This is a genomic window from Enterococcus sp. DIV0840, from assembly GCF_050527835.1.
GTDB classification, from domain to species: domain Bacteria; phylum Bacillota; class Bacilli; order Lactobacillales; family Enterococcaceae; genus Enterococcus_L; species Enterococcus_L ureasiticus.
In genome coordinates, this window is sequence record NZ_CP172876.1 from 661,555 (window position 1) to 676,921 (window position 15,367).

General features: G+C 37.1%; 11 protein-coding genes. 5 read left to right on the forward strand and 6 right to left on the reverse strand.

What is annotated here, in order from left to right; all coding sequences use genetic code 11:
• The first annotated feature begins 110 nt into the window (after positions 1–110).
• Complete coding sequence (locus tag IGL98_RS03180) at positions 111–1,442, forward strand: dihydrolipoyl dehydrogenase family protein (protein ID WP_206912434.1); 1,332 nt, start codon at positions 111–113, stop codon at positions 1,440–1,442.
• 274 nt (positions 1,443–1,716) lie between these two features.
• A complete protein-coding gene (locus tag IGL98_RS03185; protein ID WP_206846685.1) occupies positions 1,717–2,973 on the forward strand; it encodes an MFS transporter in 1,257 nt (418 codons plus the stop codon).
• 64 nt (positions 2,974–3,037) lie between these two features.
• Here IGL98_RS03185 and IGL98_RS03190 read toward each other — a convergent pair whose 3' ends face one another.
• From IGL98_RS03190 to IGL98_RS03200, 3 genes are read right to left on the reverse strand one after another with little or no spacing between them, the layout of a single operon-like run.
• Complete coding sequence (locus IGL98_RS03190; protein ID WP_206846684.1) at positions 3,038–4,207, reverse strand: hypothetical protein; 1,170 nt, start codon at positions 4,205–4,207, stop codon at positions 3,038–3,040.
• A gap of 33 nt (positions 4,208–4,240) precedes the next feature.
• A complete protein-coding gene (locus IGL98_RS03195) occupies positions 4,241–5,086 on the reverse strand; it encodes a YitT family protein (protein WP_206912431.1) in 846 nt (281 codons plus the stop codon).
• Positions 5,083–6,222, reverse strand: a complete 1,140-nt coding sequence (locus IGL98_RS03200; RefSeq protein WP_206846682.1) for a M20/M25/M40 family metallo-hydrolase — start codon at positions 6,220–6,222, stop codon at positions 5,083–5,085. Before IGL98_RS03200 ends, IGL98_RS03195 begins: the two co-directional genes overlap by 4 nt.
• A 564-nt stretch (positions 6,223–6,786) precedes the next feature.
• Here IGL98_RS03200 and cls point away from each other — a divergent pair.
• On the forward strand, positions 6,787–8,283 hold the full coding sequence (cls, locus tag IGL98_RS03205) for a cardiolipin synthase (protein ID WP_206912429.1): 1,497 nt from the start codon (positions 6,787–6,789) through the stop codon (positions 8,281–8,283).
• A 99-nt stretch (positions 8,284–8,382) separates the two neighbouring features.
• Positions 8,383–9,864 (forward strand): helix-turn-helix domain-containing protein, encoded by a 1,482-nt coding sequence (locus tag IGL98_RS03210; protein WP_206846675.1) that lies wholly within the window; start codon positions 8,383–8,385, stop codon positions 9,862–9,864.
• Between the two features lie 69 nt (positions 9,865–9,933).
• On the opposite strand, the gene IGL98_RS03215 is transcribed toward IGL98_RS03210, so the two are convergent.
• Genes IGL98_RS03215 through IGL98_RS03225 form a run of 3 tightly spaced genes read right to left on the reverse strand, consistent with a single transcriptional unit; the run spans position 9,934 to position 13,689 of the window.
• A complete protein-coding gene (locus IGL98_RS03215; protein ID WP_206846673.1) occupies positions 9,934–11,079 on the reverse strand; it encodes an ArgE/DapE family deacylase in 1,146 nt (381 codons plus the stop codon).
• Between the two features lie 13 nt (positions 11,080–11,092).
• A complete protein-coding gene (locus IGL98_RS03220; protein ID WP_206846669.1) occupies positions 11,093–12,490 on the reverse strand; it encodes an MFS transporter in 1,398 nt (465 codons plus the stop codon).
• A 2-nt stretch (positions 12,491–12,492) separates the two neighbouring features.
• Complete coding sequence (locus IGL98_RS03225; protein WP_069645784.1) at positions 12,493–13,689, reverse strand: M20 family metallopeptidase; 1,197 nt, start codon at positions 13,687–13,689, stop codon at positions 12,493–12,495.
• A gap of 319 nt (positions 13,690–14,008) precedes the next feature.
• On the opposite strand from IGL98_RS03225, the gene IGL98_RS03230 reads away from it, so the two are divergent.
• A complete protein-coding gene (locus IGL98_RS03230; RefSeq protein WP_206912427.1) occupies positions 14,009–15,193 on the forward strand; it encodes an IS110 family transposase in 1,185 nt (394 codons plus the stop codon).
• Positions 15,194–15,367 lie beyond the last annotated feature (174 nt).

The following is a 15,367-nucleotide window of genomic DNA, read 5'->3' on the forward strand; positions in this document are numbered from 1 at the left end:
TTAAAGATTCTATTACAAGCACTTTCCTAGTTTCCTTGATATAATTAGTTTGTATGGTGTAGACGAGTTCCATTATTTTGAGTAAGTTGGAAAATAAAGGAGGATGTTACATGAATAGATTTGATGTAATTATTATCGGAAGTGGACCAGGCGGCATGGCGGCAGCTTATGATTTAGCTGCAGAAGGGAAAAAAGTTGCTGTAGTAGAAGCAGATCTTTGGGGCGGTACTTGTCCTAATCGAGGTTGTGATCCCAAAAAAGTTCTTTATGGCGCTGTTGAGGCCAGAGATAATGTACTACAATTGAAGAATAACGGTTTTGATGCAGCTCCTGAAATAAATTGGGGCAATTTAATGTCGTTTAAAGAAACCTTCACTCAACAAGTTCCTGTTGAACAAAAATCTGGATTAGCAAGTGCAGGAATTCAAACAATCACAGGGTTTGCCTGCTTTAAAGACAAGCATACGATTAAAGTAGAAAACAAAGACTATCAATCTGAGCGATTTATTTTAGCTACAGGACAGCGATCAGCTATTTTAGATATCCCTGGAAAAGAACACTTTGGTACGAGTACTGATTTTCTGAATATGAAAGAGTTGCCTGAAAAAATCGTATTTGTTGGTGGCGGGTATATTTCTCTTGAACTGGCCAATATTGCAAGTAGCAGCGGCAGTGAAGTCCATTTATTGCATCATAATGAGCGCCCTTTAAAAGGATTTGATGAAACACTGACTGAAGCGTTGATCGAAAATCTCAAGCTTAGAGGAATTCATTTTCACTTTAACGAATCAGCTGAGTCGATTACCAAACAAGGTGAGCAAGTTGAAATAACCTTGACCAGCCAAGGAACAATGCTAGCTGACCGTGTCTTTTGTGCAACGGGTCGGATTCCGAATGTCGAAGGCTTGAACCTAGAAAAAATCGGTGTTGCCTTCACCCATAAAGGCATTACGGTCAACGATCAATTGCAAACGACTGTAGAAACTATATACGCATTAGGAGATTGTTTGGAAAAAAAACAGCCGAAGTTAACTCCTGTTTCTAGCTTTGAAGGTAGTTATCTTGCCAAACTTATTAGCGGGAAAACACAAGCTACCATTCAATATCCAGCTGTACCAACAATTATTTTTAGCTCACCAAAACTAGCACAAGTTGGTTTAACAGATAAAACCACTTTAGAAAATGAAAAATATAAAATACAAGATTTGGATTTATCTCAATGGTTTACGTATAAGCATATCAACGAACCATTAGTTAAAGCAAAAATCGTTACCGAAAAAGCAACGGGTCTATTAGTTGGTGCAACAGTCTTAGGTAACGAGGCTGATCAGCTAGTCAATATGTTTACTCTAATGATCAACCAAAAATTACCAGCTGAAAAAATCAATGAGATGATAATGCTTTATCCGACAGTTTCTAGTGATTTAAGTTATCTTTACTAAAAATAAGCTGTAAACGAAAGGGGGTGAATTTCGTTTACAGCTTATTTTAATTATTTATTATAGAAAAAATTAAAAGTTGACTTGCCTCTGTCTGTAAGTAATAATAGGATAATTACATCAAAGATAGTGGAAAGTTGTTTATAAAAAAAAAAACCATAAATATAATTTATCAATTATATGAAAATAAAGCATTAGATATTATAGACGATTCTTCTTAAAATAAATATAGTGAAAAAGTGAGCAAAGTTAATTTTAAACAGCTAGGAGAATGGCGATGGAAACAACGAAAAAAAACTACACCCCTTTGATCGGCTCTTTATATACGAATTTTATTTTTCAAGGTATGGCAGCAATCATTTTATCTCAAAATCTTAATGCTTTGATGGATAGCTGGCAAGCAACCGTGCAGCAAGTGACGTTGGTCATCAGTGGTATTGGGTTGGGACGCGTGTTGATTTTGTATTTTGCTGGTTATTTTTCGGATAAATTTGGGCGTAAAAAAACAGTACAGCTGGGGATCATAAGTTATTTGATCTTTTTCTTGGGAATTCTGATCAGTCAAAACTATTTACAAGGACTCTTTTTTGCTTTATTTGCTGGATTTAGTAATGCTTTTTTAGATACAAGTACGTATCCAACTTTAATGGAAGCTTATCCAAATGAAAAAGACAATAGTTCTCTTAGTGTGTTGAACAAAGCCTTTATTTCTTTAGGTCAGTTTATTTTACCGTTGTTGACACGATTTATGTTGAATCATGGGATTTATTATGGACTTGTTTTTATCGGATGTGCTTTAGGGTTGTTTCTTAATTTGCTGTATATTTCTAAACTAGGATTTCCAGAAAGAGTAGAGATAGGTGAGAGTACACCGCAACTAGTCAAAGAAGAAGGAAACGTTAAAGGGAAACAACCGTTGTTTAAGGTCGAAGGATTGGCGTTGTTAGTGTTTAGTTTTACTTGTGTGTCTACATTTAATATTTTTATTTTATGGGTGCCATCTTTTGCAGAGTCTTTGAATCTTATGAATCATTCGAATAGCTTGGTGTTGGTCAGTGCCTATAGTATTGGTTCGTTTGCATCAGTATTTTTAACGTCATTGATCGTAAAACGGGGCGTTGCGCCAACGTTATTAATTGTATGGTGCACGTTCATTTCATTGTTCTTGCTGATTGGAATGACGTTGTTTCCAAGTGTACCGATGTTTTTGCTTGGCTCGATCGGTATCGGTGTTTTTGCAGCAGGAGGAATCTGGCAGCTAGGATTAGCAGTGTTGTTGGAGTTGTTTTCAAAAGGCAAAGGACGGATCACTAGTTATTATTCGATTGCAACATCTGTTTCTGTAATGATCGTGCCTTATATTACAGGCCAACTGGAAAAAATCAATGTTTCGCTGATTTTTGGGTTGAATATTGTATTGACAGCTATTGGTGTTGTTGCAGCAGTGATCATTCGATACCGCTATAAAAAAGTAATGAGTGAGTGGCAAGCAATCGATAAAGAAATTGTTGAGTTAAAAGAAATCGTTGATTGATAAATCTAAAAAAGAAACATATGTCTTTTTCCTTCAGACATACGTTTCTTTTTTTATATGAACATTACCCAATCAAATTAACTAAAATTCCAGTGATGAAAACAGATGTAATTGTTACAGTAGAAAATCCAGCAATAACCATCTTCGGTAGAATTTGTCCTTCGATCAGAGCGATTTCTTCAGGTGTGCCATTGATACTTTTCGCTGCTTCTTGACTCAAAATCATTGTGCCTGGGAAGCCATATAATGAAGTTAAACCAATCGCAATCGACATCGATAAGCTATAACCAAGAAACTTCCCAGCAATTGCCGAAAACAACATATTTCCAGTAACCCCCACTAAAAACGAAAGTGTCAATGGTAAAATCAATTCGATCAAATCATGAATAGAAATCGTTGCTAAAGGACCAAAGATAATAATCAAAATAGCTAACATCATCAATCCGTACGCATCAATCCCATTCAAAATATTCGGTTTAAAAATATTCAACTCTCTCAACGCAATCCCAAACAGTAAGCAAAGGATGAACGTGTTGATCATACCGTTGGTCAGGTTATTTACGAATGTAGCAAGTAAAACAGTAACTCCGACAACAAAGAGCGTACCTGCTGTTGTATGGAAAAGCTCTGGTAAACGTGTCTTTTTAGGTTCTTTTTCTTCCACTTCTTCAGCGCTAACAAAAGCATCAGGATTTTCTTGGTATTCTTGATGCAGACGATTGGCTTCTTTTCTTAAAATCAATGAAGTTAATGGGAAACCGATCAACCCTTGAAAGGCAGAAATCAAAACAGGTAAAACTGCTACAGATAACAATCCAGCAGCAATGGCAGCATCTTGAACCATGATGATTGAAATTGTGCCGCCAGAAATCGCACCGATAGCCGCAATCGCGTAACTTTGATCCTCAAATAATGGACCAACGAGCAATAATGCAGCAACGATCCCAAGTGTTGCAGCTACACCGATCAAGAATGTCCGCCATTGTTGTTTAAATTCTTTTAAACTGATCGTTGTTCCAAGATGGACTAGGATAAACCCAACAACGGTTGTTCCTAAGGCTAGTAAAGAGGAACTAGGCAATAAATCTTCTGGAAATAAGTTCGTTTTAAACCCAATCAAGAAGATCAATGAAGCAATCAATAACGTTGAAAGCAGTGACTTGGTCTTTTTAGAAATATAATCACTGACCGTCCAAACAAGCATAATAATCGTAAAAGCTAACACAGAATTCATAATTTTCGCTCTCCTTTTTCTAAGTGGCTATTTTTATTGAATAGGGTGGTAGGTAAAACCTAAGCCATGAACCTCAGCAACGTTTGAAACAATGACAAAAGAAGTTGGATCGATTTGATCGATAATGCGCATAACTGCTGGATACTCATTATTTGAACTGACGATCATCAACATTTGATTTTCCTGCTCAGTTTTACCGCCAGTCACATTGAAAAGAGTGACACCGCGATTAACAGTCTGCAGTAATTCCTCTTTAATTTCAGTTGTTTTATCCTGACTGAAAATCAAAATCGATTTTCTTCGTTTGACGCCTGTTTCGATATAGGTCATAACGATAGATGTGATGATGATCGATAATATCGCATATAGAAACGATTCAACGCCAAAGATAAACACATTCAATAAAACGATAAAGGCATCTGTCACTAAAAGACCTGTTGAGGTATTAATGTGCCAATATTTTTGTGAAATCAGCGGTGGAATTGTCGTACCACTACTAGAAGCGCCGATTTTATAAAGAATTGCAACATTGATTCCAAAAATCGCACTGCCAAAAAGCACGGAAAGTAAACGATCTGAGGTAACCATGATTTCAGGAACAACGGCTAAAAAGAATGGGAACAACAAACTGCCGATCAGGGTATTGAAGAACACTTTTTTCCCTAAAAAGAGGATCGTTAAAAGCAACATCAAACAATTTAAGACCAAAACAACGATCGACCGATCAATCGAAAAGGCTGCTTCTGCCAAAATACCTAATCCACTCACACCGCCTGCGGCTATCTGATGAGGGCCTAAAAACATATTGATGGAGATACTCAGCAGCAGAACTGCTAGGATAATCAACAAGATATTTTGACCTTTACGCACCGCAGTCATTTTACTGACCCGCTTGAAGTATGGCTGTCGGGCATTTCATTGATGATAGCTAAAGCTAATTCAACTGATTTTAGCATTTCAGCAATTGGGATATACTCATTAATTGTATGAATTTCTTCATATCCAATCGATAAATTTAATGTTGGTTTGCCTTGTGCGTTAAAGATATTGGCATCACTACCACCACCGCTGATTTCAGGTGTAAAAGTTCGACCAATTTTAGTTGTTGCCGCTTTAGCGATTCTAACAGGATCAGAATCATCAGCTAAATGAAAACCAGTCGCTTTTTGATCAACTGAAAGAGTGAAGTCACCGCCATGTAAGCTAGTCGCATTTTTGAAGGACTGTTCTAATGTGGCAAGAAAATCACGTGCTTTTTCATCTGAGATCGATCGTACTTCCCCTTGGATCATCAAGTGTTCCATCACAACGTTGATCCCTGCACCACCAGAAATTTTTCCGATATTTGACGTAGTATGCTCATCCAGTCTGCCAAAAGGAATGCCTTCTAATGCCGTTTGAGCGATCGTGAAGGCTGAAATACCTTTTTCTGGTTCTAAACCAGCATGAGCCGCTTTACCTGTCACTTCAATATCAAACATATAGAGGAAAGGACTAGCAACGATTCCATTTCCAGCCGGACCAGAATTATCAAATACATAACCAAATGTTGAATCGATCAATGACATATCCAAGGCGGCGGCCCCAATCAAACCGATTTCTTCACCAGGAGAAAAGACGAGCTCGATCGGTCCTGTTTCGATATTGTTTTCTATAATAGTTTCAATCATTTCTAAAAGAATCGCAATTCCTGCTTTATTGTCTGCCGCTAAAATCGTTTCACCTTTAGAATAAAGAATATCGTCCTTCTCAAGCACTTCAATGCCTACACCAGGTTCTACAGTATCCACATGACAAGAGAAGAAGACCGGTTCCTTAGCTAAACTTCCAGTATATTTGGCAATCAAATTGTTTGAGCCAAGTTTGGTTGTTTTCATTGAATCATCTTCTGTGACTGTCAAACCTAATGCGATTAATTTATCGCTCAATAACTGCACAAATTCTCCTTCTTGACGTGAAACAGAAGCTACTTGCACCAACTCAGTAAATGTCTCCACTAATCTTTTCTTATTCATATAAAACATCCTTTCTTATTTACAATCATTTATTCTGTGACCATCCATACTTCATCGATCAGTTTGATTTGATGCAATTTAAAATCTTGCAGCAAAGAGATAGTAAAAATGATCTTTTCCATGGCAATTTCTTCATTTGGTTCCATTTAAACAAACTGCTTTGCAATTGTTTCGCCATGTTTATTCAAAAGTTTGGCTTCAAAAAGGAATCCGTAAGAAAAGTACTGCTCGATTTTCATGATTAATCACCATCCATTCTAGTTCGCTTGTTTTGTATATCACAAATTTATCACGGAAGGTTCTTGAAATGAATGCAAAAAAAGGACTGAACTGACATTTTTTGTCATTATTGTATTTTATTTTAAGCATAAGCCAACAAGGACAAGGGTTTAACTAGGAGCGGATACTTTATCTGGCAATGTTTTCCATTAAAGTGAAAAAAATGCCTGTATTATTAGATTTTTATCCGCTATTATAATGAATAAATAAGTTTTTTATAAAAGTAATCTAACAGTTTTTATGGTGGTTAAATAAAAAACATTCGTTATTTTAAGGAGGATAACTATGAATCAAACATTACGTCAATTTAGTATTGTTTTGCTTGTTACAATAATCACATTTTTTCTACTTTTTATTTTTTATCCGCAGTTCGTTTTGATTATACTTTCATTGTTTGAGCTGATTTCTATTCTACTAAGTATGTACATTGTTTTTAGACGCAAGGATGTAACGAGCGTTAAAGTGGCTTGGGTTTTGACATTATATTTTGTTCCAGTCGTTGGGTTGTTTGTTTATCTTTTCTTCGGGCGCAGTAACTTGAAAAGTAGCACTGTTCAAAAGCAAGAACAGAACAGACTAATTCGCTATGTTCAGGGTATAAAGAGGAAGACATTGGAACCGTTGAGTCGTTTGGAAGAGAAAAATGAGCGCTTGTCGAAAAAGGTCGTAATGGTGGGGAATCAATTTGAGGTGCTTACGGATGGTGAAGAGACTTTTTCGGCTATTTTTGCAGCACTGAATGAAGCGCAACACCATATTCATTTGTTTTATTTCATAATCAAAGAGGATGAACTTGCAGATCAACTCCGAAAAATCTTGATAAAGAAAGCTTCAGAGGGAGTCAAAGTTCGCTTTGGGGTGGACGGTTTAGGTTCTGTAAAATTATCTGATGCGTATCTTGATTCTTTAAAAGCGGCTCAGGTAGAAGTAGAAATTTTCAATCCAATCCAGTCGTTTTATCATATTGCGAGAGCGAATTGGCGCAATCATAGAAAAGTGATCGTCATCGATGGAACGCTTGGTTTTGTAGGTGGTTTAAATATTGGGAATGAATATCTAGGCATAACACCCAAATTCTCTCATTGGCGAGATACGCATTTACAAATAGCAGGTCCTTTAGTGACACAATTACAGGAAAGTTTTTTATATGATGGGCTGTATATGAAAAATAGTGCTGGAAGTGCGAATGAATTTATGGTGGAAAGTTATTTTTCTACAATTGAAGTAGGAAGCGATGAAGGACAAGTGATTTATGGTGGTCCTTACGATCAAGAACGCGTGGTTCGGGATGTTTTGTTTAATTTGATCGATTCTGCGAAGGAGAAAATTTCCATTGCCAGTCCTTATTTTGTGCCAGACGATGAACTGTTGGCTTTATTAAGAAGGGTTGCTCGTAATGGTATCAAGGTGGAGATCATTATTCCAGGAAAAGGGGACAGAAAACTGTCTTATTATGAAAATGACTTTTATTTGGAAGATTTGATCAGTGCAGGGATTCAGGTTTATAAATACGATGATACAGCCTTTTTACATTGTAAAGTAATGATTATTGATGAGCAAGTTGCCACGATTGGCTCGACAAATTTTGATATTCGCAGTTTTGATATCAATCACGAAGTGTCCGCTATTTTATATACCGGTCAAGCAATTCAAAAATTAGCGGATGATTTTAAAAAGGATCAAACCAATGCCAAACAAATCACAGCTCTTGAATTAGCGCAAAGAAGCACTTGGAAAAAAATCAAAGGCAAAATCTGTGGCTTGTTTGCACCACTGCTATAAAGCTTGGAAAATCTTATATGACGTGTTTTAAAAGCGCTCGTGCTATACTATTACAAAGAAATCTAATAAAAAATGACGACACATCCAAGGGGGAAAAACATGCGGAAATTGTATATAGACCTAGTAACAGATAAAAAAGCGATCCGATTGATTAATCTAATTTATTTTTTAGCGGATACCTCTGATTTACTGACAATGGAAGATGTGGCAGCCAACTTGGGTGTGACAAAAAAAACGTTAAAAAGTGATTTAGCTTTACTGCAGGAATACAGCCCAGTGATCGATGGATTTGTGCAAGTGAAAAAAGAAACTATTATTTTTAACCGGGACAGTACCTACACGATCGAAGAAATATTATCGGATATCATTGACCAGCAGCCACTTTTTACCTTGTTGAGTGCTTTATTGGACGGGGAGGAATATTCGATTGAAACTTGGTGTGATCGGATTTGGTTGTCAGAGCGAACGTTGAGACGCTATTTGCCTCACTTGACTGAAGTATTAGAACGATACAACTTGGCCTTACAATTATCGCCGCATTTGGCTTTGATCGGAGAGGAAGCCGACATTCGGTATTTATATTTCGATTACACAAGCCAACGGGGGTGGCGAGAAGAAGATGTTCATCTTGATGAGATGGTTCAAAAGTTTTATTACGAATTTCAAGAATCATTTCTAAATAAGTATCAAAGGGTGTTAACACTGGATGCAAATCGGGCGAAAATGTGGCACCATGTTATTTTGCAAAGAGTTGATAAGCATTTTTATATCCCTAAAAAACAGGAGCCTAGTCAAAAATATGCGATGACAGATCGTTTTGAAGTGTTTTCTGAAATCTATGATCAATTGATGAAGAAGTATTTTTCAATCGAAAATTTACCTTATGAAGAACATATCTATGCTTATGTCACAACCTTAGCAAGTGTCATTTATCTACCTCCAGAAGGAGAGATTTACTCAATCAATCTGACAATAAAATCCAATTACGATAATCGATATAATACGATTTTTGATTTTGGTGAAAGTATTCCTCTTGATCCTTCAAGAAGCAAAGAAATGTATCATTGTGTGAATTCATTTTTGGAAAATCTTAGTTTATTATCTAGAATAACGCCATTATTTCAAAGAAACTCGTTCGAACTAAATCAATATGCCAAAAGGGAATTTCCTACTATCTACCAAGCATGTTTGGCTAAATTAAAACAAGTCAAGTTAGCCCATGAGGCACGATTGGTATATCCAGAAGATGTAGCAACGAATTTGAGTTTACTTTTTAGCTCCTATTTAATTGATACGACGATCGAAAATAATAAAAAAATTCTTTTGAGTATTTCTGGTGAAGCCTGTTATGTTCAGCATTTAATTGCTATTTTAAAGAAACGAATCCCTGGCAATTTTGATGTCAGCTGGGTTTTTAATGAAAAAATTACTGAAGAGTATATAAAAAGAGAAGGCGTTGACGTGATTATTTATAATCATGTGATGCTAGTGCCGACTGAAGGGTGTTTAAGTATTAAGGTTTCACAGTTTCCTGCAACAGGAGAGTTGGAGAGGCTGACGAAAAAGTTATTTGAGCTTTAAGTAAAATCATAAGCAAGAGAAAAAAAGCCGGAATGAACAGATTAAAGTTCATTTCGGCTTTTTTCTAGGTTATTTTAAAAATTCTTTTGCAATGTTTTCATTGATAGTAATCATTTGGTAAAAGTCGTTAATGTTCACGAATTCATTAGGTTGATGCGCATATTTTGTTTCACCAGGACCTAGAATCAAAATAGGGAATTCTTTTTTTACACGTCCAAATTGAGAACCATCGGTATAACCAGTCATACCGAATGTATTCGCTGTTTCACTTGTAACTTTTGAAACGACTTTTTGTGTTAATACAGTGAAAGGATCGTCAAGTTCAGTTTTCATAGAAGGTAGATCATTGATGAACTCGATCTCTGCTTTAAAATCTGGAACGGTTGCTGTTAATTTATCTAGCATCTCTTTGAATTGTTGCTTTAACTCTGAATGATCTTGAGCTTTGATTGTGCGAATGTCGATCTCTACTGTACATTTATCAGGAACAACATTGGTTCCGTTACCGCCATTGATAATATCTAAACTGGAAGTTGAGGCGCCGACTAATTCATCTACAGATTGAGAGAAATCAAAGGTTTCTTTAAAGGCATTCAAAACTAAAAGCATATGTTCGATCGCATTCACTCCTTGATCTGGCATTGAGCCATGAGCTGTTTTCCCGTAAGTTGTGATACGAGGCCATAAAGCACCTTTATGCGCTACACCGATCTCAACATTTGTAGGTTCACCGATGACTAATGCATCTAAATCATCTGCATAGCCTTTATCAACTAATTGACCAGAGCCGATAGCGCTCGTTTCTTCTCCCACAGTCGCTAAAAGTTTGATGGTTCCTTTAAAGTTTGAGCCTGCTTCTTTTAAACGAATCATCGCAACAACGGCTGCAATCAAGCCTGATTTCATATCACAGGTTCCACGTCCATGTAATAAACCGTCTTTTTCAATTGCGGCAAAGGGATCTTCATCCCAAGGAATTTCACCCACAGGAACCACATCCATATGTCCAGAAAAACCTAGGACAGGACCTGCTTCATGGCCTTTTAGAGTCGCGACTAATTGATTACGTCCCTCGCTATATTCTACCTGTTCACAAGGGATGTCATACTTTTCAAAAAGCACTTGCAGTTTATCTGCAACTACTTTTTCTTTCCCTAAAATACTTTTTATTTGAATGACTTCTTTTAATGATTGTAATGCTTCTTGATTATCCATGAATGCTCTCTCCTTATACTTGTTTTTCTTTTGGAATAATAAATACGATTGACCCTAAGGCTAAAACACAGAAAAGAATATTTGTCAGTAAACCAAAGGTAGCTCCTTGTGTACAATTACCGCTAGCACTGAATCCATTGTAAACTGCAGCAGAAATTGCTACTCCCAATGCTCCGCCAAGAGAGCTGGCCATTTTATAAATACCGGAAGCTACTCCGGCTTTTTCATTTGGTACACTGGAAATCGCTGTGTCTGTAGAGGGTGTCGCATACATGCCAAGTCCCATTCCGAATAAACTATAGCCAATAAAAACTAATACGAAATAGGCAGTGCCTGTAACCATCGTTAACGCCATCAAACCAACACCCGTACCAGAAAGAATGGTACCCCACAACATTGGTTTTTTCGCTCCGATTGTTTGTAATAGCTTTTCACCAATTCGAATCGTGATCAAAACTAGACACAAGTAACCAATCGATAACATTCCTGTTTTAGCAGAAGAAAGACCACGTCCTTGTTGAACATAGGTATTGATAACGATCAATGTGCCGGCCACAGCATTCAATAAGAAGTTAGAAATCGTTGCACCTAGATAACCGCGGTTTTCAAATAAAGAAAACTCAACAAAACTATTGTCGATCGCTTGTTCTACTTTATAAAAAGCAATCAACCCTAAGATCACAACTACGGCTAAAATCAGCACGACTGGACTTGTCCAACCTAATTCAGATCCTTTAGAAACAACAACGTTTAAAGCAACCATTGAAACGATAAATAAAAGTAAGCCAATTGAGTCGAATTTACTATTGCTATTACTTTCGACCTTACTTTCAGGTGTACCAAAGATCAATAACGCACTACAAATCGAAACAATAATCGAAAAAATAAAGACATAACGCCAGCCTAAAGAACTAGCAATGGCGCCCCCAAAGAACGAACATAATCCAGAACCGCCCCAAGAACCGATCGACCAATAACTTAGCGCTCGTTGACGATCTTTGCCTTCATAATAGGTTTTGACTAAGGCCATTGTTGCAGGCATGATACAAGCAGCCGATAATCCTTGTAAAATCCGACCACCGATAAATAAAATAGGGCCGTGTGCAATGACTAAAGCCGCTGAACCGATAACACTTAAAATAAGACCAATATACGTTAATTTCATTCTACCTAATTTATCCGCCAACCCACCGGCTACCACGATGAAAATGCCAGAGAATAAACCAGTCATGGAGATTCCTATGTTTAAAACGCCAGAAGAAACACCTAAATCACTTTGTACGGCTGGCGCCATATTTAGTAAAGATTGGGCAAACAGCCAATAAGTCAAAACACTTAACACGATTCCTATCAGTAATTTGTTTGTCCCTTTATATGTTACAACCTCTGCTGTATGTGTTGTTGCTTTCATGATTAAACTCCTTCAGATAAATAATGTAAAACAGCTGCACCCATTGATTTTGCAGCGATCAATAAACAATCTTCGTCAATATAAAATTTTGGATGATGATGTGGATACATCGGCGTTCCTTCTTTATGAGCACCAACGAAAAAGAAACAGCTTGGTCGTTCTTTTGCATAATAAGCAAAATCTTCAGAAGGAGTTTGTGGTCCGGATTCGACTAATTGTTTCACTTCTGGAATTTTAGCTTCGGTCAATGCTTTAACAACCATTTCAGTGGTTTTAGCATCGTTGACACAAACTGGGTAGTCATTGGCATAATCAAGTTCGTAACGGATGCCGAATGTTTGGCAAATACCATCTAGAATTTGTTTGAATTCTTTTTCCACGATTGCTCGTGTTTCTTCTTTCATGATCCGTACATCGCCTTCTAGCGTAACAGAATCTTTAATGACATTGGCGGAACCTTTGCCGTCAAATGAACCGATTGTGACTGTTGCAGTGTCAAATGGATTGATTCTACGACTGACGATTGTTTGGACAGCCGTGACAAATTGAGAAGCCGCTACGATCGTATCATTCGCATCTTGTGGTGTTGAACCATGTCCGCCTTTTCCTTGCATCACGACTTTAAAGGTTGCTCGACCAGTGTGAACAGGTCCTGAATGATAAAGAACATCGCCAAGGGGCATCAAACTCATCACGTGAATGCCCAAAACATGATCCACACCATCTAAACAACCAGCTTCGATCATCCCTTTAGCGCCACCTGGTGGTACTTCTTCGGCAGGTTGGTGGATCACACGAATCGTGCCTGCTAATTGATCTTTTAATTCAATCAGTGAATCAGCCAAAATCATCATATAAGCTGTGTGCCCATCGTGTCCGCAGGCATGCATGACATTTGGTGTTTTTGAAGCAAAGGGTAAGCCCGTATCTTCTTGGATCGGCAATGCATCGAAATCTGCTCGAATCGCTAAGAACGGTCCTTTTTTGCCGCCATGAATATCGACTAAAATACCATTACCACCGCCTACATTCGTTTGAACCTCACAGTCTTTACCAGCATAAAAATCGGCGATATATTTTGCTGTTTCTGTCTCATGAAAAGATAATTCCGGATTCTCATGAAAATGTCGGCGAATCTTGATTAGTTCAGCTTCTTTTTGTTGAAGCAATGTGAATAGTTGTGTACGTAAATCGTCCATTTGATCTTCTCCTTGTATATTATATTTAAGGTTTTAATCTTCCGATTTTAGTGGATAACCTTATGAACCATTGTTATTTTTCATTAGGTATTAACTCAATAAATTTGAGATAATATAATTACTGGATTGAGAGGCTATGTCGTTTTCTCCTTGAGTCTATGAGCTCGTCATCGAAAGACTGACACCTCTCTCTGTTTAGCTGTTTACGAATGAGTTAGATGTTGAAAGCCTTCTGGCTTTACTCCGTATCTAGAACAAGGTAGTAACGCTTTTCAGTTGAGTGGATTTCAATCCAAATCCTTATGAAGGCGGTATAATTATGTTCTACATTGGAATTGATATTGGGAAACGTTCCCATGTTGCTTCAATCATGAATGATGAAGGAAAGGTTGTTCTTAAAGGATTTTCTTTTCCGAATACCATTGAAGGTGGAGAAAAATTACTTGGAAAAATTCATGATTTTTCTTCTTCATCAGATGATTTTACTGTAGGTATGGAAGCTACCGGTCATTATTGGTTAACGGTTTTTTCATACTTACATGAAAAAGAGTTTTTAATTCATGTTCTTAACCCCCTCCAAACGGATGGGTGGCGTAAAGGGACAGAAATTCGTAAACGTAAGAATGATATTATTGATTCAGTTTTAATTGCAGATCTGATTCGCTTCGGTTCCTTTGTTGAAACGACACTCTCTGATGAAAATATTTTTTCTCTTAAACAGCTTTCCCGTTATCGTACTTACCTAGTTGGGACAGCGAGTGACTTTAAACGTAAAATCATTGCCGTATTAGACCAAGTTTTCCCTGAGTATGACTCAGTATTCGGTAAATCAGGTGTTTTTGGTAAAGCATCAAAAGAAATTTTACTTGAATTTAGTTCTCCTGAAACACTCCATGATATCTCTGCGAATACTCTTGCGAAACTACTTAAAGAAGCGAGTCACAATCGTTTAGGGATAGATAAAGCCAATGCCTTAAAAAGTGCTGCGAGTCGATCTTTTGGTATTACTTTTGCTCAAGAGACCTTTACTTTCCAATTACGATCAATGATTGAACAACTTAAATTTCTGGAAGCCCAAATTAAAGATACTGAAACTGAAATCAAAAAAATCATGGTTACTCTGCATTCTGTCATTGAAACGATCCCAGGGATCGGACCAATCAATGGCGCTACTATTCTTGGGGAAATTGGAGACATTAGTAAATTTTCCAATCCTACAAAATTAGTCGCATACGCTGGTCTAGACGCGACTGTTTCTCAGTCTGGTCAATATCAAGCAACACATAACGTTATGAGTAAACGTGGTTCCCCTTATCTTAGAAAAGCCTTATTTTCAGCTGCTTTAATTGCAGTACAACATGATCCTGTTCTTAAAGCCTTCTACGAAAAGAAACGTTCTGAAGGGAAACACCACCTCACAGCTCTTGGAGCAGTTTCCAGAAAGTTATGTTACATCGTTCATGCGATTCTCAAAAAGAACGAACCTTACGAAATACGAATGTAACTCAAAAAAATACCTTTGCTTTCTCTTATTTGTTATGCACTTTTTTGTTATTAAATTTTGGACTAATTCTTTTATTCTTTACTTGACTTCTTATAGTTAGTCTTTCAAATACACTTCATATTCTATGCTTAATTAATAACTTCACAATGCTAGGAATTTCCAAATTTCAGAAAT

What these genes read in the sequence shown, in the direction of transcription:
- IGL98_RS03195 (WP_206912431.1), bottom strand. Translation starts at nt 5,086, where the DNA reads ATGACTGCGGTGCGTAAAGGTCAAAATATCTTGTTGATTATCCTAGCA.
- IGL98_RS03215 (WP_206846673.1), bottom strand. Translation starts at nt 11,079, where the DNA reads ATGGATAATCAAGAAGCATTACAATCATTAAAAGAAGTCATTCAAATA.
- IGL98_RS03200 (WP_206846682.1), bottom strand. Translation starts at nt 6,222, where the DNA reads ATGAATAAGAAAAGATTAGTGGAGACATTTACTGAGTTGGTGCAAGTA.
- cls (WP_206912429.1), top strand. Translation starts at nt 6,787, where the DNA reads ATGAATCAAACATTACGTCAATTTAGTATTGTTTTGCTTGTTACAATA.
- IGL98_RS03230 (WP_206912427.1), top strand. Translation starts at nt 14,009, where the DNA reads ATGTTCTACATTGGAATTGATATTGGGAAACGTTCCCATGTTGCTTCA.
- IGL98_RS03220 (WP_206846669.1), bottom strand. Translation starts at nt 12,490, where the DNA reads ATGAAAGCAACAACACATACAGCAGAGGTTGTAACATATAAAGGGACA.
- IGL98_RS03180 (WP_206912434.1), top strand. Translation starts at nt 111, where the DNA reads ATGAATAGATTTGATGTAATTATTATCGGAAGTGGACCAGGCGGCATG.
- IGL98_RS03185 (WP_206846685.1), top strand. Translation starts at nt 1,717, where the DNA reads ATGGAAACAACGAAAAAAAACTACACCCCTTTGATCGGCTCTTTATAT.
- IGL98_RS03210 (WP_206846675.1), top strand. Translation starts at nt 8,383, where the DNA reads ATGCGGAAATTGTATATAGACCTAGTAACAGATAAAAAAGCGATCCGA.
- IGL98_RS03225 (WP_069645784.1), bottom strand. Translation starts at nt 13,689, where the DNA reads ATGGACGATTTACGTACACAACTATTCACATTGCTTCAACAAAAAGAA.
- IGL98_RS03190 (WP_206846684.1), bottom strand. Translation starts at nt 4,207, where the DNA reads ATGAATTCTGTGTTAGCTTTTACGATTATTATGCTTGTTTGGACGGTC.